Origin of the sequence: Duganella lactea (assembly GCF_009857505.1) — a bacterium.
GTDB lineage: Bacteria > Pseudomonadota > Gammaproteobacteria > Burkholderiales > Burkholderiaceae_D > Rugamonas > Rugamonas lactea.
This window is the reverse complement of record NZ_WWCP01000006.1, coordinates 22,274-39,156: the sequence shown is the minus strand read 5'-3', so window position 1 is coordinate 39,156 and position 16,883 is coordinate 22,274. Positions and strand designations below refer to the sequence as shown.

Below are 16,883 nucleotides of genomic sequence, written 5' to 3'. Positions count from 1 at the left end.
ACCATTTTTCTGCATCGATGGACCCGACAGACGACACTCCCGCGCAGCGCGACATCGTGGCCGGCCTTGAAAAAGGCCTGCAGGTGATCGCCGCCTTTGACCAGGAGCGCAGCCGCCTGACCATCGCCGAGGTGGCCGAGCGCACCGGCCTGACACGCGCCGCCGCGCGCCGCTACCTGATCACGCTGACGCACCTGGGCTATATGCGCCACGAGAACAAGCAGTTCGCGCTGACGCCGATGGTGCTGCGGCTGGGGCAATCCTACCTGCATTCGGCGCGGCTGCCGCGCATCGTCCAGCCCTTGCTGTACCGGCTGGCCTATTCGGTCGGCGAGGCGGCATCGGCCGGCGTGCTGGATCACGACCAGCTGGTGTGCGTGGCGGCGGTCAGCGCCGGCCAGCTGGTGTCGGTGACGCTGCAACCGGGCACCCGCGTGCCGGCCTACTGCACCGCCAATGGCCGCGTGTTGCTGGCGCATCTGCCGCAGGCGCAGCTGGACGCCTTTCTGGCGCGCGCCGAGCCGGAACGCATCACCGAGCACACCATCGTCCACCGCGAGCGTCTGGCGATGGAGATCGCCCGCGCCCGCGCGCAGGGCTATGCGCTGGTCGATCAGGAGCTGGAGCTGGGCCTGCGCACCATCGCCGTGCCGCTGAAGAATTTCCGCGGCGAGGTGGTGGCGGCGATGAACATTAGCGTGCACGCCGGCCGCATGCCGCTGGAGCAGATGGTGGAGCGCTGCCTGCCGGCGCTGATCAAGATCCAGGTGGAGCTGAGCGCGCTGCTGTGAGGCGCCGCTCAGCCGGCGCGGAACTGCTTGGGCGTGCGGCCCATGCGCTTCTTGAACAGGCGGCTGAAGTAGGCCGGGTCCTGAAAGCCCAGTTCATACGCCACACTGGCGATGCTGGCCGGCAGATAGGTCAGCTTGCGGCAGGCTTCCAGCATCAGCCGGTCCTGGGTGATGTCGAACGCCGATTTGCCGGACAGCTTGAGGCATAGCCGGTTGAGGCGCGTCGGCGTCACCCGCAGCGTTTCGGCATATTGGCCGACCTGCCACTGTTCCTTGTAATGCCGTTCGACTTCGGCGCGGAAGCGGCTGAACAGCTCAAACTCGCTGCGGCCCGACTGGTCGGCGAAGCGCCGCTCGGCGTGCAGCCGCACCAGCAGCAGCAGGGCGCTGCGCGCCAGCCATTCCAGCATCAGCGTGTGGCCGTACTGTGGCCAGGCGGCTTCGGTCAGCAGGTTTTCCAACAGCGATTCGAGCCGGGCGCGCAGCTCCGGCACGCTTCCGAGGTCGATCGCCAGCGGCTCGACGAACAGCGACGAGTACAGGTCGCCGTGGTTTTCCGCCAGCGCGAACACCACGTTCTGGTCCACCGTCAGCACGTAGCCGTGCGCCTCGGCCGAGAAGTCGAAGCCGTGCACCACCGACGGATGGATGGTGATGACGGTGGGGGCGTCGCATTCCCACAGCGCGCCGTTGATGCTGGCGCGCACCTCGCCGCCCAGCAGAAAAAGTACCTGAAACAGGCCGCTGTGGGTGTGATTGTCGATGTGCCAATGGTGGACGCGGCTGCGCGTTTCAATCAGCTCGATGTGGACGAATTCCGCGTTTCCGCCTTTTTCTTGCTCGCCGTAAAGGGCAAACTGGGGAACGTCCGGCGATGCGGGGGCAAGCTTGCGGTTCATGGTGGCGGCGCCCGAGGGAAAAGTGATGACTGTCAAAATAGTACAAGTTTTATCCAGTTTCATCCATTTTTTTCGCGCCCGGCCGACGCTACGATGGTTGCACATTCCAACCAAAATAACGGAGACACCATGCGTACCCAGGTAGCCATCATCGGCGCCGGCCCAGCGGGCCTGCTGCTATCCCATCTTCTGCATCTGAATGGCATTGAATCGGTCGTGCTGGAATCGCGCAGCCGCGAGGATATCGAGGCGACCATCCGCGCCGGGGTGCTGGAGCAGGGCACCATGGACATTCTGAAAAACGCCGGCGTCGGCGCGCGCATGGAGGCCGAGGGCGCGCTGCACCACGGTTTCGATCTGGCCTTCGGCGGCCAGCGTCACCGTATCGACCTGACCGGATTGACCGGCAAGGCGATCACGGTCTACCCGCAGCATGAGGTGATCAAGGACCTGGTGGCGGCGCGTCTGGCGGCGCAGGGCCAGTTGCTGTTCGAGGTGACCGATGTGGCGCTGCACGATGTGGACACCACCACGCCGGCGGTCAGCTTTGTCCATCGCGGCGAGGCGGCGCGCATCGAGGCCGATTTTGTCATCGGCTGCGACGGTTATCACGGCGTGGCGCGGCCGGCGATGCCGCAACAGGGCCGCCAGGACTTCCAGCGCAATTATGGCTTCGGATGGTTCGGCGTCCTGGTCGAATCGGCGCCGTCGTCGGAAGAGTTGATCTATGCGCAGCATGAACGTGGCTTTGCGCTGATCAGTACCCGCACGCCTACTATCCAACGACTGTACTTCCAGTGCGATCCGGCCGATCACGTCGACAACTGGTCGGACGACCGCATCTGGGCCGAGTTGCACACCCGACTGGAGAACAACGATGGCTGGCGCGTCAACGAAGGCCGCATCTTCCAGAAGAACATCATCGGCATGCGCAGTTTTGTGTCGACGCCGATGCAGGCGGGCCGCCTGTTCCTGGCCGGCGACTCCGCTCACATTGTGCCGCCGACCGGCGCCAAGGGCATGAACCTGGCGGTGTCGGACGTGAACCTGCTGGCCCAGGGGCTGGAGCAGTTCTACCGCGAAGGCCGCGACGAGCGCCTGCAAGGCTACACGGCGGCGGCGCTGAAGCGCATCTGGCGCGCCGAGTACTTCTCGTGGTGGATGACCAGCATGCTGCACACCTTTGCCGACGCCACCCCGTTTGAACGCGAGGTGCGGCGCGCCGAGCTGGAATGCGTGGTCAGCTCGCGCGCGATGTCGACCGCGCTGGCGGAGAACTACGTCGGCGCATTCTGATCCTCCTCTGCCCACAACGAGGGCGTGCTAACATGGCGCTCTTTGTTGAACGGGTTGGTGAAATGGCGTCTGAAAAAACGACGAAGGTGATTCTGGCGGCGGCCATGGTGGCGGTGGTGCTCGGCGTGGCCGGCTATGTGCTGGTGTTCTGGCATAACTATCAGGGCTGCCAGCAGTTGGAGGCCGACGCGGCCCGCAACGGCAAGCCGATGTCCTGCGCCGATATCAAGGCCGCCGCCAAGGCGGCCAATAAACAATAAACAGTAAGCAGTAATCTGTTATGACGCCTGGCGGCCGCGATAGCTTTGCGGCGCCAGGTCTTCTTTTGGCGCCAGCGCTTGCAGGCGCTTGTACAGCACGCGCGTTTCCAGCAGGTTCCACACGCGCAGCATCGCTTCCAGCGTATCGAATGGCTTGGTCAGGAAGTCCTTGGCGCCGAGCGCCAGCGAACGACGCTTGGCTTCCGCCGTGGCGTCGGCGGTGATCACCAGCACCGGGCGGAAGTCATACGGGTCGCCGCGCCGCTTCAGGCGTTCCAGCACCGCGTATCCATCCAGATCGGGCATCATCAGATCGAGCACGATCAGGTCCGGGTCGAAGGCGGTGTAGAGATCGAGCGCGGTCTTGGCGTCGGTGGTGCCGACCACGTTGGTCAGGCCTTCGCCGATGAACAGGTCTTCCAGCAAGCGCAAATTGGCCGGCTGATCGTCGATGATCAGGATGCGCGAGGCCAGTACTTCATTTTCCATCATGTTGGTTTCTCCGTGGCGTCCAGCAGGGCGTAGAAGGCGGGCACGTTCAGCGGCTTGTCGAGCAGGGCCAGCGTCGTCGCCGATGCGGCCGCGCGCAGCTCGTCGTCCGCCAGCGCGGCGGTGGTCAGCAGCAGGTCGGGGCGGTTGGCGCGCAGCTGCGCCAGGCCGCTGGCGCGGTCCGCAGCGGTGTCCAGCCGCCAGTGCGGCCGGCGTCGGAGCAGCGTGGCGACCAGCACCCGCGTGGCGGCATCGTCGTCGATACACAGCAGGCGATGGGTGATGGTGCTGGTTTCAGGCGCGGCGTCGGCGGGCGCCGGCGGGCCGCTGTCCGGACCTGGCGCGCTGGCGCTGGCGTTGGTGTCGGCCATGGCCAGCGTCAGCGTGAAGCGACTGCCGCGCGGCGCCTTGGCGCTGTATCGCAGGTCGCCCTGCATGGCCTGGATCAGCGCCTTCGACACGGTCAGGCCCAGGCCCGCGCCTTCGGCCTTGCCGCGCTCCGCGCCCAGCCGGTCGAATGGCGTGAACAGGCGCGCCCGCATCTCGGGCGCGATGCCGGGACCATCGTCGTCGATGTGCAGGCTGACCACGTCGTCGGCCTGCACGACGGCGACGTCGGCGCCACCGCCGTATTTGATCGCGTTGGACAGCAGATTGAGCATCACTTGCAGCAGGCGCTGACGGTCGGCCATCACCGCCACCGTGTCGCCGATGACGGCGGCGCATAGCTGCACGTTGCGTTGCTGCGCCATCGGCGCCATCAGCGTCAGCGCCTCGGCCACCAGCGGCGCCAGCGCCACCGGCGCGCAGTTCAGCGTCAGCTTGCCGGCTTCGATGCGGCCGATGTCCAGCACTTCATCGATCAGCGACAGCAGATGCTGGCCGGCCTGGCGGATATGCTCGGCGTGTTCGCGCTCGCGCGGCGCGCGCAGGCCCGCCTCCAGCAATTGCGCGTAGCCGAGAATCGCGTTCAGCGGCGTGCGCAGCTCGTGGCTGGTGCGCGCCAGGAAGGCGGTCTTGGCCTGGCTGGCCGCCTGCGCGGCGGACGCGCGCCCGGCCAGCAACACCGAGGCCTGGTGCAGGCGTTCGGCCAGCTGGCCCAGTTCATCGGTGTTGGCCGGCGTGGGCTTGAGCGGCTGGTCGCTGGTCAGACGCTCGGCGTTTTCCACCGCCAGCCGCACCCGCCGCACCAGGCCGATGGTGAACGCCAGCGTCGCCAGCGTGCCGGCCAGGCCGGCCGCCACCACGGTGATCGTCATCCACAGGTTGCGGTTGGAGGCGCCTTGCAGCGCGGCGGTGCGCTGTGCCACCAGCTCAGCCTCGCGCGCGTTCATGACGGCGATTTCGGCGCGCAGCTGGTCGAGAATCTGCTTGCTGCTCAACAGGTGCTGCTGCAACTCGGCCGCGCTGGCGTTGCGCTGGCCGCGCATCACGTCCAGGCTGGCCAGCTTGGATTCCAGCAGCGGGCGGATGCGCCGCAGGCTGGCGCGCTGGTCGGCATCGCTGACTTTATCTTCGAGGCTGGCCAGCGTGGCCGGCAACTGCCGGGCGGCCACGCTGTATGGCGTCAGGAAGTCGTCGCGCCCGGTCAGCAGGTAGCCGCGCACGCCGGTCGCCGCCTCGGCGATCTGTGTGTGCAGGCGCTGGATGTCGGCCTGCGTCTGCATGGTGCGCAGCATTTCGGCGGTGGCGGCGGCGGTGTTGCGTTCCAGCGTGTAGCTGGTGAGGGCGGAGCCGAGCAGCAGCACCAGCGAGGCCGTCACGATCATCCCGACCTTGACGCCGAGCGACCAGTGGCGCGGATGCAGCGGGGCGCTCATGCACCGAGCCCGCAGTCGGCGGCGCGCACCGCCGCCTGCGTGCGGTCGCGCAGGTCCAGCTTGTGCAGAATGCGTTCGATATGTACTTTGACCGTGCCGGCGGCGATGCCCAGCTGTTCGCCGATGTCGGCATTGGTGCCGCCGCTGGGCAGCAGCGCGAACACTTGCAGCTCGCGCGGCGTCAGTGCCTTCAACAGGGCGGCGGCTTCCGGCGCCGGCGTGCGCGCCGGATTCTGGCCCGGCCCGGTCAGCAGCGCCGCCAGCAGCGTGCCCAGGGCCTGTAGCGTGGTCAGATCGTCGGCGTTCGGTTGCGGCGCGGCGTGGGCGCTGAGCAGGGCCAGGATGCCGCGCTGCCTGCCTTCGAGGCACAGCGGCACCAGCACCTCCAGCCCGACGCGTTGTTCGCGGCCGATGCGCAGCGGACTGACGATGTCTTGCCGCACCAGCGGCGCTTGCGGCCCCGGTTGCAGCGCCATCTGCATCGCCGCCGTGTAGGCGAGGCGCGCGCCGGCCGGCGGCACCGGCCCCTGGCTGGCGCACACTTGCAGCGCGTCGTCGTGCAGCAGCATCAGCACGCCGTCCTCTAGCGACAGAAAGGCCAGCGCCTTGGCCAGGATCGACGCCAGCGCGGCCGGCCGCCGGCCTTCCTCGGCGGCGATAAGTGCGGCGTCGGCCAGCAGGCGCCAGCGGGCGGCGCTGCTTTCGATTTCCCGGTAGCGGCTGCGGGCGGCGCGCGCGCTGTCCGGCGTGAACGTAGTGGTGGTCGTCATGAATAAATTATATGCCATTCGGCGTATGCCGCCATCCCCATGCGGCAGATTTTCAACATGCGCCGGCGCCGCATACTGGCTTCATCGGCGGCACTTTCGCTCGCCGAATCGACGCAACCACTATTGGAGTCCTTATGAAACGTATCCTGATTTCCCTGGTCCTGGCCGCTTCCGCCGCAGTCGCCCACGCCGACGGCGCGCCGAAATTCTATGCCGAAGTGGCGCAAGCCCCGGCCGACAAGCGTGAAGCGGAAATCGCCGCGCTGTTCGATCGCTGGAACGCGGCGCTGGCCACCGGCGACGCCGCCCAGGTGGCCGCGCTATATGCGCCGGATGGGGTGCTGGAGCCGACCGTGTCGAACGAAGTGCGCAGCACGCCGGCCGGCATCAAGGACTATTTTGTCAAGTTCCTCAAGATGCAGCCGGTGGGCACCATCAACTATCGCCAGATTCGCCTGTTGGGCAATGAATCGGCGCTGGACACCGGTGTCTACACCTTCAAGCTGACCAAGGACGGCAAGACGCAGCACGTGCAGGCGCGCTACACCTACGTGTACAAGAAAATCGATGGCGGCTGGAAGATTTTGAACCACCACTCGTCGGCGATGCCGGAAGTGGCGGCCCACTAAAACAAAGCCCCGCCAGGCGGGGAACCTGTCGGGGCTTTGGGTCAATTTGCGGAGAAAGCACGTTTGACTGGATCAGATAGTAATAGCTGTTTCTTAAAATTGCCTTAGTAACCATCCGGCATGTCACACTTTTGGCCGGCGGCCGGATGGTGTAGCATGCCGGATGGCGTTCGGGCGGGGCCCGCGCAGGCAATTCAAGGAAAGCTATGCAAATCAAAATTAACGAGACGTTGCGCGCTTATATCGAGCCGCTGACGGAGAGCGAATATCAGGCGCTGGAGCGCAGCATCCTGACCGAAGGCTGTCGCGACGCGCTGGTGCTGTGGGAGGACGTGCTGGTGGATGGTCATAACCGCTACCAGATCTGCCAGCAACACGGCATTCCATTCAAGGCGATTGAAAACACCAGCTTCCGCAGCCTGGAGGATGTCAAGCTGTGGATGATCGATAACAACCTCGGTCGCCGCAGCATTTCCGACTTCCAGCGCGGCGTGCTGGCGCTGCGCAAGAAGGAAATCATGACCGCCCGCGCGCTGGAGATGGCCGCCGAGGCGGCCGCCGAAGACGCCAAGATCGCGCCGCCGGAAGACGGCGAGGCCCCGGCCAAGAAGCCGGCCGCCATGCCGCTGGCCTCGCGCGAGGACATCGCCCGCGCCGCGCGCCTGAGCAGCGCGACCATCGGCCAGATTGAAAAAATCCAGAAAACGGCGACACCGGAGTTGGTGGAGGCGGTTCGCGCCGGCACCATCTCGATTAACGCGGCGGCCACCGTGGCCTCGCTGTCGGAGGAGGCGCAACTGGCGGCGGTCGCCGGCGGCAAGAAGGAATTGCAGAAGGCCGCCAAGGAAGTGCGGGAAATGCGCGCCGCCACGCGTCCGGCCAAGGAGCCGAAAGAGCCGAAGGCCGCGCCGGCCGACTACGGCGACATGCCGATGGACGTGCAGGAACTGCGCGCGGAAAACGCCGCGCTGCGCGAGAAGAACGCCGCCCTGCTGGAAGAGATCACGGTGCTGCAGCGCCGGATTTCGGAGCTCGTCAGCGCCTGACCGATGGGAGTTTGATTGATGCAGCGACTGCGCGTGCCGTTGGCCCTGACTTGTTTCGTCGCGATGAGCGCGGCCATCGCTGCGCCGGCGGCACCCGAGGTCCGAGAAACGGCGCGCTTGAAAGCCGCCGCCAGTCGCGTCACCATCCTGCGCGACAAATGGGGCATTCCTCACATCTATGGCAAGACCGACGCCGACGCTGTGTTCGGCCTGATTTACGCGCAGGCGGAGGATGACTTCCGCCGCGTGGAGCTGAACTTCATCAACGCCATGGGCCGTCTGGCGGAAGTGGAGGGCGAGGCCGCGCTGTATAAAGACCTGCGCATGAAGCTCTTCATCAGTCCCGAGGAACTGCGGCGCCAGTACGCCGTCGCGCCGGCGTGGCTGAGAAAACTGATGAACGCCTGGGCCGATGGCTTGAACTTCTACCTGCAAACGCATCCCGCCGTGAAGCCCGCGCTATTGACGCACTTCGAGCCGTGGATGGCGCTCAGCTTCAGCGAGGGCAGCATCGGCGGCGATATCGAAACCATCGACATCCCGCAGTTGCAGGCGCTGTATGAAGGCGGCGCCAAGCTGCCGCTGATGCCGCCGGTGCTGATGGCGTCCAGTGACGGTGTTGACCTGGACCAGGAACCCGGTGGCTCCAACGGCTTCGCCATCGCGCCGGCGCTGACCAGAAACCGGCGCGCGCTGCTGATGATCAATCCGCACACCTCGTTCTACTTCCGGCCGGAAGTACAGGTGCAGAGCAGCGAAGGTCTGAATGCTTATGGCGCCGTCACCTGGGGCCAGTTCTTCGTCTACCAGGGTTTCAATGACCGCGTGGGCTGGATGCACACGTCGGGCGGTGGCGACGTGATCGACGAGTATCTGGAAACCATCTCTGAAAAAGACGGCCAGTTCTTCTATCTGTATGGCGGCGAACAGCGCGCGCTGAAGGCGGTCGATATCGCGCTGCCGTACAAAACCAGGGACGGCATGGCCAGCAAGACGGTGCGGGTCTACTACAGCCACCACGGCCCGATCGTGCGCGCCAAGGATGGCAAGTGGGTGGCGGTGCGGCTGATGAACGAGCCGCTGAAGGCGCTGACACAATCCTTTATCCGCACCAAGGCGCGCAACTACAAAGAGTTCTACAAGTCGATGGAGTTGCGCACCAATTCGTCCAACAACACCGTATATGCGGACGCGGACGGCAACATCGCTTACTTCCACGGTAATTTCATCCCGCGCCGCGATCCGCGCTTCGACTGGAAGCATCCGGTCGATGGCAGCGATCCGGCCACCGAGTGGCAAGGACTGCATGAGGTGAAGGAAACCATCACGCTGCGCAATCCGAAGAATGGCTGGATACAGAACACCAACAACTGGCCGTTCACGGCGGCCGGCCCGGACAGCCCGAAGGTGCAGGATTATCCGGCCTATATGTCGGTGTTCCCGGAAAACCCGCGCGGCATCCACGCCGTGCGTGTGCTGGAAAATAAAAAAGACTTCACCATCGACAGCCTGATCGCCGCCGCCTACGACACCCAACTGCCGGCGTTTGAAGCGCTGCTGCCGCAGCTGTTCGAGGCCTATGATGCGCTGCCGGACGATGACCGCAAGGCCGCGCTGGCGCCGCAGATCAAGGCGCTGCGCGCATGGGACATGCGCTATTCGCTGGAATCGACCAGCACCTCGCTGGCGGTCTTCTGGGCGCAGGATTTATGGAACACCTGCCAGCCGGCCGCCAAGGCGCGGGAAGTGCCGGTGCTGGAGTACATACAAGCCGCCGTCACGCCGCAGCAGCGCGTCGAGGCGCTGGAGCGCGCGGTGGCGAAACTGACCGCCGATTTCGGCAACTGGCAAACGCCGTGGGGCGAAATCAACCGCTTCCAGCGGCTGACCGGCGACATTGTGCAGCCTTTCGACGACAGCAAGCCTAGCCTGCCGGTGCCATTCGCCTCGGCCAACTGGGGATCGCTGGCCGCCTACGGTCCGACCTCGAAGCAGACCACCAAGCGCATTTACGGTGAACGTGGCAACAGTTTTGTGGCGGCGGTGGAGTTCGGGCCGCGCATCAAGGCGCGCAGCATTCTGGCCGGTGGCCAGAGCGGCGATCCGGCATCGCCGCACTTCAACGATCAGGCGGCGATGTACGCGCACGGCGAATTCAAGGACGTCCTGTTCTACAAGGCGGATGTGGAGAAAAATCTGGAGCGCCGCTATCGCCCCGGTGAATAGTCAGGGCTGCGGAAGCGCGACCTGCTCGGGTTCGGCATTTTCAGCCTCCTCGATCCGCACCCATTGCAGGTTCTCGACCCGGTTGTTGCGCACATTGCCGTCGCGGTGGCGCACCGCCGGCAGCTTGTTCGGATTCGGCAGGAACACCTCGGCCACCAGGTCGTGCACATAGAACTCACCCTCGCGGGTGCCGCCGCGCAGCTTGACCTTGAGGCCCTCCGGATACAGCGTCGGTTTCAGCACGGTGACCTTGGAGCCGGCCGACAGCATCACCCGGCCATCGCGGGAGACCTTGTAATAGTCGCTGCCGGTCACCGGCTTGGCGCTGGCGACCAGAATAGAGTAGGCGAAGCCAAGGGCCAACACCAGGGCAATGATAATTAAGTAGATCATGGCGGGATATTAACAGCTAAATCGCCTCCCGCGAACGGCGAATATCGGCCTTAAAATCCCCTAAATCTTCGTTATAATCCGCGCCATGGCAAAACTCTACTTCCGATATTCTGCGATTATCCACCCTAGACGGAAATACAAAGTTTAGAGCGCGCAGGGCCAAACCCGTCCGAAAACATCAAAACTCCGCAAAGAATTAGTCGTCACCAGTACGAATATACCTAGGTGCGGGTCATTGCTATACCCTATACTATCAATCATTGAAACGGGGAGTAACGTCGCCGACGTTACTTTCTCGCGGGAAAGGTTTACATGTCCAGTCTTCACTACCGCTACTCTGCCATGAACGCAGGTAAGAGCACTTATTTGCTTCAGGTCGCACACAACTATAAAGAGAATGGCATGGAGGTTTTGCTCCTGACCTCCGCGCTCGATGAGCGTGATGGTTTTGGGATGATTTCGTCACGTATCGGCTTAAAGCGTAGCGCGACGACCTACAGCGCAGATACCGATTTCTTCGTACTACTAAAGGATGCAAATGTCGCGTGTGTATTGGTCGACGAGGCTCAATTCTTGTCGGTTGAACAGGTTCACCAGCTTCACGAATGGGTTCACACGCGCAATATTCCTGTAATGTGCTTCGGCATACGTTCTGATTTCCAAGGAAACCCATTCCCCGGCTCAGCGGCATTGCTGGCGTTGGCAGACAACCTCGAGGAAATTAAGACTATTTGCCGATGTGGAAAGAAGGCAACTATGAATATACGAACTGATGAGAACGGCGTTCGTGTTCGTGAGGGCGACCAAGTTATGATTGGCGGAAATAGTCGCTATCGGCAAGTATGTGCAAGGTGCTTTTATAATTGATTCTGTCATGGTCCCAATTGCTTTTAAGCAGTTGGGATTATTTTTTTGGACGGGAGTTCCTGCGTTCTCGATACCGCCATGGTTGGAGATTTCAGATGTTCGTATCCTCAAAGATTCGTGTGCTCACGGACGAGACTGGCGCTAGCGTCGAGATTCCGGGATTGGTGACTCCTGCAGGAGTTTTGACACCGTTGGTGGATTATTGCTTGACGCGCAGACATGACAGAAGCATTGTCTGGATGAGTAAGGTTGTCCGTTCTGTGCAGATGTTCCTTGAATATATGCACGCTAACCCATCAGAACAGGATACCTATATCTTGTTTCGAAACTTTGCCCAGCGGTTGTACACGGGAACCTTCGACCTTGAGACCGGTTTCGACCCAAGTTGGTTGACGTGGTGGCCACGTTCTGCGCCTGACGCTCAACATATCATTACTGACCTTTCATTGTTTTTCGAATGGCTCGGAAAAGAGAGGCCGAGGGCCGCTCAAATTAATCCCCGTTATGCAGGTAGCGCATTTGATAGCGCGTGCGATAGCGCGGCTTATCTCCAGCGGCGTGACGCGGCCTTGCTAGGACATACTTGGGGCGCGAAGCCGTCCGTTCACGCTTTAGGTTTTAAGGTGCGTGCCAAACGTAGACCGCACGTTGATACGGCCAATCCACCAGCATTTCCTGACGACAAATTTAAGGAGCTTCTCAATATTGGTTTTAAAGTTGGCAATGATTTCGATTATCGGGGAATTCTCATTACTTTGCTCTGCCATGGCGGCGGGTTTCGAGAGTCGGAGCCGTTCCATCTCTACATCGAAGATGTAGTTCAAGACCCGCTTAATCCGAAATCAGCTTTGGTCCGGATTCATCATCCATCCCAGGGATTTGCCCCACGTGGTTGGCGAGACGCTCGAGGCAGAGAGCTTAAGGGGAATCGAGCATCATACCTGGGGAAGAGGTTTGGATTGGTACCCCGAAATGAAATGCTCAGCAATAGAGCTGCCGGATGGAAGGGGGGCGCCCTAGATGGGGATTATTACAAAGAGGCTCACTGGTTTGAGCCTGAGCTTGGGGAGCTGTTTTTAGTCGTCTGGCAAAAATATTTACATCAGGTAGCCAAAGTGAACCGGACTCATCCTTTTGCGTTTATAAATTTGCGTAGAGAACCGATTGGGGATATGTACACCATAGCGCAGTTTGCTAGGGCACATGCCAATGCGTGTAGGCGCATTGGTTTAGTAGTAAGTAAGGAGCTCGGCACTACTCCTCACGGGCATAGACATTCATATGGTCGCCGACTAAAAAAAGGTGGTGTCGGGACCGCGTTTCTTCGGAAATGTATGCATCACAGTTCCGAAGATAGCCAAACCGTCTATACAAGTCCTTCAGCTGAAGAAACCCGAAATGTTCTTCAGGCTGCTTCTGAAAATATGCGTAGTGCTCATCCCCACCGAGTGGTGGCTGTTGAAGACTTTGAAATGGTAACTCATGCCTAACCAGATACACCCCTCTGATGTCTTGGACACACTACTAGCTGGCACTACATCTCCTCAACGGCAAACCAAATTAAAGGCTGTTCATGCGCTCTGCGACGTGCGCTACTTAGCTGGAGAATTTGACTTTTCAATACCAGCCATCGGTAGGCTCTGCGAATCTCTAAATTTAATGAACGGAAAGGGTTTGTTCAATAAAGGTGCTGAACCATACCGGGAATTGATTGGAGCGTGGGCGGCTTATTCAAACTTCTTATCTATCGATGAACTCAGCCAATTGTCCGACAAGCACCCCGAAGTTGTGCTTCGAAAAGTGTTAGCAAAGGGAGGTCAATCCAACAAACAGCGCAGTCTGAGACTTTTGAACGACGTGTGCCGCGAACAACACGCAGCGGGCTCGTTAGATTTTTCGCTAAGGACTATCGGGGAGCTCTGCGAAGCCAGAGGAATTTTGCAAAGAAACAGCCTGAGACATAAGGACTTTGATGACCACCGTTTCGTTATTCAGGCATGGTATGCGTTTGCTAGGCCATGGTTTGACGCTGATTCGCAAGCGTCAGCCACTCGAAAGCGATTGCAAAAGTCTCACGACCTTCAACTGACCTGGATAGCTAGAGACCATCCGGATTTGGCGGAGTGGCATAGCTTGGCAGTGGAATGGCTAAAGGTGCAGACAGTCGGGATTGGGCACAGAATGGCGGCAGTTATTGCGTTTTTCGACGTCTATCTCGCGCACCCAGCCGTTCCAAAACAGCCGAAAGATATGTTGATGCTGGGGCGGAATCTTCCTGACTTCCGCACTACAGCGTGCCCATCATCCAGTGCAGGTGTTAGCTATAACAATTACATTTGGGAAATGATGGATTGGGTTCTTCTGAAAGAGTTCAGCATGGTCGCTGACGACGGAAGTCGTGTTGTCTTGCCGGCCTTCCGAAATCCTCTCTCCCACATTAAAAAATCTGGGGATGCCGTCAACCGAGAGGGAAGTGTTCGGTCGCCTTTGCCATACGGTTACATCGATGAGCTGAGGCACATACTTGCAGAAGGGCCGTATTTCAGGGATTGGAAATTTGCCCAGACAGCCTTGGGAGCAGACATTGGCGAAAAAGGCGCGCCAGGGCGGGATTGGTTTGATGTAACCGAGGATATGGTCGACCGTAATGACCCGGATTGCGTTTTTCGAGTTCGCATGCGAGGCGGTGAAAACGTGCTTCAAATGTGGAGTCCCGTTCGCTGGGTGGCGGTTCTGATAAAGCTGCTTCTCCCGGTGAGAACCGCTCAAGTGCGGCTTTTGGACTCAGGAGAATTCGATTCTGAGATTTTTGTTGATGGCCAATGGACTGTTAACGAACGTGAGCGGGCGTTCGGGAAAAATACCGCGAAGAGGCGGCAAGGGGTTTTGCGTAAGCTGGAAGGTTCTGATACTGATGTGATTCTGTATTTCAACACGAACAAGTCGGCAGATAAGGGCAAGGATGGTCCCGCTAAGGGTTACGAAGTAGCATGGCACGTATCCCCTGACGTCGTCGAAAATGTTTACTACTGGCTCGAAAAATTGCGCGATTGGCAGGCCAAATACAATCCCGTTGACCGTCTCACTTCTTGGTCAGAACTAGATGCCCGTCATATTAACCTGAAAAGCGAAGTGCAACTGGCGGGTTACCCTGACGCCTGCTTCTTATTTCGGATGCCCGAAGTGGCCGATAATGAAAAGCACCTTCCGGTTACTGATGGAATTGTGGACATCGCGTGGTGCAATTTACTAGAGGAGTTTCAAATTCGCCTGTCAGCGAGGGGCGAACGGCACCTAGATGGCTCGATTATTCAGTTTATTAACGTCGATGAGTTAGGGCGATTTAGTACCGCGTATCCGCTGCACTCCCTGCGTGTTTCGCTCGTGACTGCATTGGCGTTGTTGGGAGAGGTTCCATTCCCTATCCTCCAAAAATTGGTTGGGCACAGTCGGCTGCTTATGACTTTGTACTACACCAAGCCCAGTGCGACCCAAACCGCAGCGGTGCTGGTCGAAGCCGCAGCAAAGTTGGACTTAAACAAGGAAAAGAGTATTTCCGACTATCTGCTGAATCAAGACTACGAGAAATTGCTTGCGAACGCCATTTGGAATAATCAAGAGACATTTGCAGCCAGCATACCGCAGCACCCAGCCTGGCGTAATCCCGCTGGATGGATGTTGATGCATATTGGACTGTGCCTTGTGGGGGGCAACACCGGGAAAATTGAAGACAACAAAAAAATTGGAGGGTGCTACAACGGCGGTCCGAACCTTGGGTCTTCCAAAGCACCGAGGCATGGTCCAACCCCCGGCGGTACCCGAAATTGCATCCGCTGCCGCTGGTTTGTAACCGAACCTCATTTCTTACCGTCCTTGGCCGCGCATTTCAATACTATCGCTTTTCACTTTGACGAGGCTCGAAATAGGTCGATGGATTCGGAGCGAAAGTTGCAGGAGATTAAGCGTCAAAAGGCTCAGATGGAGGCCGTGCAAGATGGCCCCTCGTTTGACCGATATCGCGAGCTTCGTGAAGCTGAGCGCATAATGGAATCGCAGATGAGTGCGTTTAACGACCTTGCCGAGGACTTAGTGGCATGCTGGCGTCTAGTCGAGCGATGCCAGGTCCTCATAAACTCACCGCAGGACGAAGGAGGGCAGCAGGTTCTCGTACAGGGTGATGTATTTCAGGTTCAGGCCATTTTTGAAGAAACCGAGTCCGAACTACTTCAACTATCCGGGGTGTGTGATAGCTTGCAGTTGTACCCTGACTTAAACGCAGATAAGGCGGTGATACGTCGCAGCCAGCTGTTGGATTCGGCCCTCTACAACGAAGGATTGCCCCCAGTGTTCATGCAACTCTCAGAGCATGAACAACTGCTAGCAGGGAATGCTTTTATGCAGAGACTGGCGCTTGAGCTTAATCCGACCAATCCCGCCGTCGGGAAGCGGCAAGTTGTTGCGCTGATGGACGCTGGTAAGCGGCTGAGCGAACATCTTGGAGTTGAGCTTGACGCGAGCTTCTTACCCCAACTGCCGACGCACACCAAACCGAATAAGTACATAAAGATTGCGAGAATTGAAAATGATGGTCCAGGCTAAACACCCTGATATCCACCTGGCCGAGCTAATTTCGAAGGGAGGGCGCCCCGTCAAGCTTCGCAACCTGCAGGCAATTCACGAGCTTTGCCGCGCGCAGTATGAAGCCGGTACACGTGATTTTTCTGTAGCGAGTATCGGGAAACTCTGTGAACGCGCCGGGATTCTTACGGCAAGGGGGCTTTACAACGCCCCCTTGGCAGATTACCGAGCTTTGATTGAAAGTTGGGCCGCTTACGCCGGCCCTTCTATTCCGAAGCCTGTGAAGCAGCTGGCAAGTGAAGACTACCTTATGCGAATTGATGACCCGGCAATTCGCGCGATTGTGCAAGGTGTCATTGCAGAGCGAAATAAGTTGAAGGCGCAGCTGAATACTCTCAAAGCAAACACCACGATTGTCGTTGACCGACGACCGCTGCAGGCCCCAGCCTCGCATGGGACGTCGGCCGTATTTACCGATTCCGAGCGAAAGGCATTATCCAAAGCGGTGTCTCCCGAGTTCATTGAGAGTCAAGGCTGGCGGGAGGTGGACTTTGGTGAAGTGGTGAACTCCAGGGGACGAACTGTGTTTGACCCTGGATTCGCTTCAGGGATAAGGAAGCTGCTGAGCAGTTGGGGCCGTTGACGCAACAACAAGGCGAAGACGCGAATTGGTCTATTCTGATAAGTGGCGCGTTTCGGATGCCAAGTCTACGTACGATGCCGGCGAAGGCATGTATGAAAAAAATCATCATGCCAATCTTAGATAATTTTGGATGAAGGCACGAAGCCGTTCAGACGGCCCATCTAACAAACTCTGCT

General features: G+C 59.9%; 15 protein-coding genes. 10 read left to right on the top strand and 5 right to left on the bottom strand.

Annotation, left to right across the window (positions count from 1 at the left end):
- Positions 1-17 precede the first annotated feature (17 nt).
- Entirely contained in the window at positions 18-791 is a 774-nt protein-coding gene (locus GTP44_RS07615; protein WP_160989877.1) for an IclR family transcriptional regulator domain-containing protein, read from the top strand.
- A gap of 8 nt (positions 792-799) precedes the next feature.
- On the opposite strand, the gene GTP44_RS07610 is transcribed toward GTP44_RS07615, so the two are convergent.
- On the bottom strand, positions 800-1,690 hold the full coding sequence (locus tag GTP44_RS07610) for a helix-turn-helix domain-containing protein (protein ID WP_161018956.1): 891 nt from the start codon (positions 1,688-1,690) through the stop codon (positions 800-802).
- 129 nt (positions 1,691-1,819) lie between these two features.
- On the opposite strand from GTP44_RS07610, the gene GTP44_RS07605 reads away from it, so the two are divergent.
- A complete protein-coding gene (locus GTP44_RS07605) occupies positions 1,820-2,986 on the top strand; it encodes a 4-hydroxybenzoate 3-monooxygenase (protein ID WP_161018955.1) in 1,167 nt (388 codons plus the stop codon).
- A 62-nt stretch (positions 2,987-3,048) separates the two neighbouring features.
- Positions 3,049-3,246, top strand: coding sequence for a hypothetical protein (locus GTP44_RS07600; RefSeq protein WP_161018954.1), 198 nt, complete (start codon positions 3,049-3,051; stop codon positions 3,244-3,246).
- An 18-nt stretch (positions 3,247-3,264) separates the two neighbouring features.
- Here the strand turns inward: GTP44_RS07600 and GTP44_RS07595 are convergent, their stop codons facing one another.
- From GTP44_RS07595 to GTP44_RS07585, 3 genes are read right to left on the bottom strand one after another with little or no spacing between them, the layout of a single operon-like run.
- Positions 3,265-3,738, bottom strand: a complete 474-nt coding sequence (locus tag GTP44_RS07595; protein WP_160989881.1) for a response regulator — start codon at positions 3,736-3,738, stop codon at positions 3,265-3,267.
- Positions 3,735-5,555: a hybrid sensor histidine kinase/response regulator gene (locus tag GTP44_RS07590; RefSeq protein WP_161018953.1), complete on the bottom strand. Its 1,821-nt coding sequence runs from the start codon at positions 5,553-5,555 to the stop codon at positions 3,735-3,737. Before GTP44_RS07590 ends, GTP44_RS07595 begins: the two co-directional genes overlap by 4 nt.
- Positions 5,552-6,325, bottom strand: a complete 774-nt coding sequence (locus tag GTP44_RS07585) for a helix-turn-helix transcriptional regulator (protein ID WP_229256397.1) — start codon at positions 6,323-6,325, stop codon at positions 5,552-5,554. The genes GTP44_RS07590 and GTP44_RS07585 overlap by 4 nt, the downstream gene beginning before the upstream one ends.
- 134 nt (positions 6,326-6,459) lie before the next feature.
- Here GTP44_RS07585 and GTP44_RS07580 point away from each other — a divergent pair, with 134 nt between their 5' ends.
- The 3 genes from GTP44_RS07580 to GTP44_RS07570 all read left to right on the top strand — a co-directional run bounded on the left by GTP44_RS07580 (position 6,460) and on the right by GTP44_RS07570 (position 10,226).
- On the top strand, positions 6,460-6,954 hold the full coding sequence (locus GTP44_RS07580; RefSeq protein WP_161018952.1) for an SgcJ/EcaC family oxidoreductase: 495 nt from the start codon (positions 6,460-6,462) through the stop codon (positions 6,952-6,954).
- 206 nt (positions 6,955-7,160) lie between these two features.
- Positions 7,161-8,000, top strand: a complete 840-nt coding sequence (locus tag GTP44_RS07575; RefSeq protein WP_160989885.1) for a hypothetical protein — start codon at positions 7,161-7,163, stop codon at positions 7,998-8,000.
- Positions 8,001-8,018: 18 nt separating this feature from the next.
- A complete protein-coding gene (locus GTP44_RS07570; protein WP_161018951.1) occupies positions 8,019-10,226 on the top strand; it encodes an acylase in 2,208 nt (735 codons plus the stop codon).
- On the opposite strand, the gene GTP44_RS07565 is transcribed toward GTP44_RS07570, so the two are convergent.
- Positions 10,227-10,619: an HNH endonuclease gene (locus GTP44_RS07565; protein WP_202412725.1), complete on the bottom strand. Its 393-nt coding sequence runs from the start codon at positions 10,617-10,619 to the stop codon at positions 10,227-10,229.
- Positions 10,620-10,931: 312 nt separating this feature from the next.
- On the opposite strand from GTP44_RS07565, the gene GTP44_RS07560 reads away from it, so the two are divergent.
- The 4 genes from GTP44_RS07560 (at position 10,932) to gmtX (ending at position 16,707) form a co-directional block, all read left to right on the top strand.
- Complete coding sequence (locus tag GTP44_RS07560; protein ID WP_161018950.1) at positions 10,932-11,486, top strand: thymidine kinase; 555 nt, start codon at positions 10,932-10,934, stop codon at positions 11,484-11,486.
- A gap of 95 nt (positions 11,487-11,581) precedes the next feature.
- A complete protein-coding gene (gene gmtY / locus GTP44_RS07555) occupies positions 11,582-12,976 on the top strand; it encodes a gamma-mobile-trio recombinase GmtY (RefSeq protein WP_161018949.1) in 1,395 nt (464 codons plus the stop codon).
- The gene (gene gmtZ, locus GTP44_RS07550) at positions 12,969-16,085 is read left to right on the top strand and encodes a gamma-mobile-trio integrase GmtZ (RefSeq protein ID WP_267875225.1); all 3,117 of its coding nucleotides are present in this window, start codon (positions 12,969-12,971) and stop codon (positions 16,083-16,085) included. Before gmtY ends, gmtZ begins: the two co-directional genes overlap by 8 nt.
- Complete coding sequence (gene gmtX, locus GTP44_RS07545; RefSeq protein ID WP_161018948.1) at positions 16,069-16,707, top strand: gamma-mobile-trio protein GmtX; 639 nt, start codon at positions 16,069-16,071, stop codon at positions 16,705-16,707. The genes gmtZ and gmtX overlap by 17 nt, the downstream gene beginning before the upstream one ends.
- Positions 16,708-16,883 lie beyond the last annotated feature (176 nt).

Bases quoted from the DNA above. Each gene is read 5' to 3' on its own strand.
- GTP44_RS07570 (WP_161018951.1), top strand. From the start codon at position 8,019: ATGCAGCGACTGCGCGTGCCGTTGGCCCTGACTTGTTTCGTCGCGATG.
- GTP44_RS07610 (WP_161018956.1), bottom strand. From the start codon at position 1,690: ATGAACCGCAAGCTTGCCCCCGCATCGCCGGACGTTCCCCAGTTTGCC.
- GTP44_RS07585 (WP_229256397.1), bottom strand. From the start codon at position 6,325: ATGACGACCACCACTACGTTCACGCCGGACAGCGCGCGCGCCGCCCGC.
- GTP44_RS07605 (WP_161018955.1), top strand. From the start codon at position 1,820: ATGCGTACCCAGGTAGCCATCATCGGCGCCGGCCCAGCGGGCCTGCTG.
- GTP44_RS07615 (WP_160989877.1), top strand. From the start codon at position 18: ATGGACCCGACAGACGACACTCCCGCGCAGCGCGACATCGTGGCCGGC.
- GTP44_RS07575 (WP_160989885.1), top strand. From the start codon at position 7,161: ATGCAAATCAAAATTAACGAGACGTTGCGCGCTTATATCGAGCCGCTG.
- GTP44_RS07595 (WP_160989881.1), bottom strand. From the start codon at position 3,738: ATGATGGAAAATGAAGTACTGGCCTCGCGCATCCTGATCATCGACGAT.
- gmtX (WP_161018948.1), top strand. From the start codon at position 16,069: ATGATGGTCCAGGCTAAACACCCTGATATCCACCTGGCCGAGCTAATT.
- GTP44_RS07560 (WP_161018950.1), top strand. From the start codon at position 10,932: ATGTCCAGTCTTCACTACCGCTACTCTGCCATGAACGCAGGTAAGAGC.
- GTP44_RS07580 (WP_161018952.1), top strand. From the start codon at position 6,460: ATGAAACGTATCCTGATTTCCCTGGTCCTGGCCGCTTCCGCCGCAGTC.
- GTP44_RS07565 (WP_202412725.1), bottom strand. From the start codon at position 10,619: ATGATCTACTTAATTATCATTGCCCTGGTGTTGGCCCTTGGCTTCGCC.
- gmtY (WP_161018949.1), top strand. From the start codon at position 11,582: ATGTTCGTATCCTCAAAGATTCGTGTGCTCACGGACGAGACTGGCGCT.
- GTP44_RS07590 (WP_161018953.1), bottom strand. From the start codon at position 5,555: ATGAGCGCCCCGCTGCATCCGCGCCACTGGTCGCTCGGCGTCAAGGTC.
- gmtZ (WP_267875225.1), top strand. From the start codon at position 12,969: ATGCCTAACCAGATACACCCCTCTGATGTCTTGGACACACTACTAGCT.
- GTP44_RS07600 (WP_161018954.1), top strand. From the start codon at position 3,049: ATGGCGTCTGAAAAAACGACGAAGGTGATTCTGGCGGCGGCCATGGTG.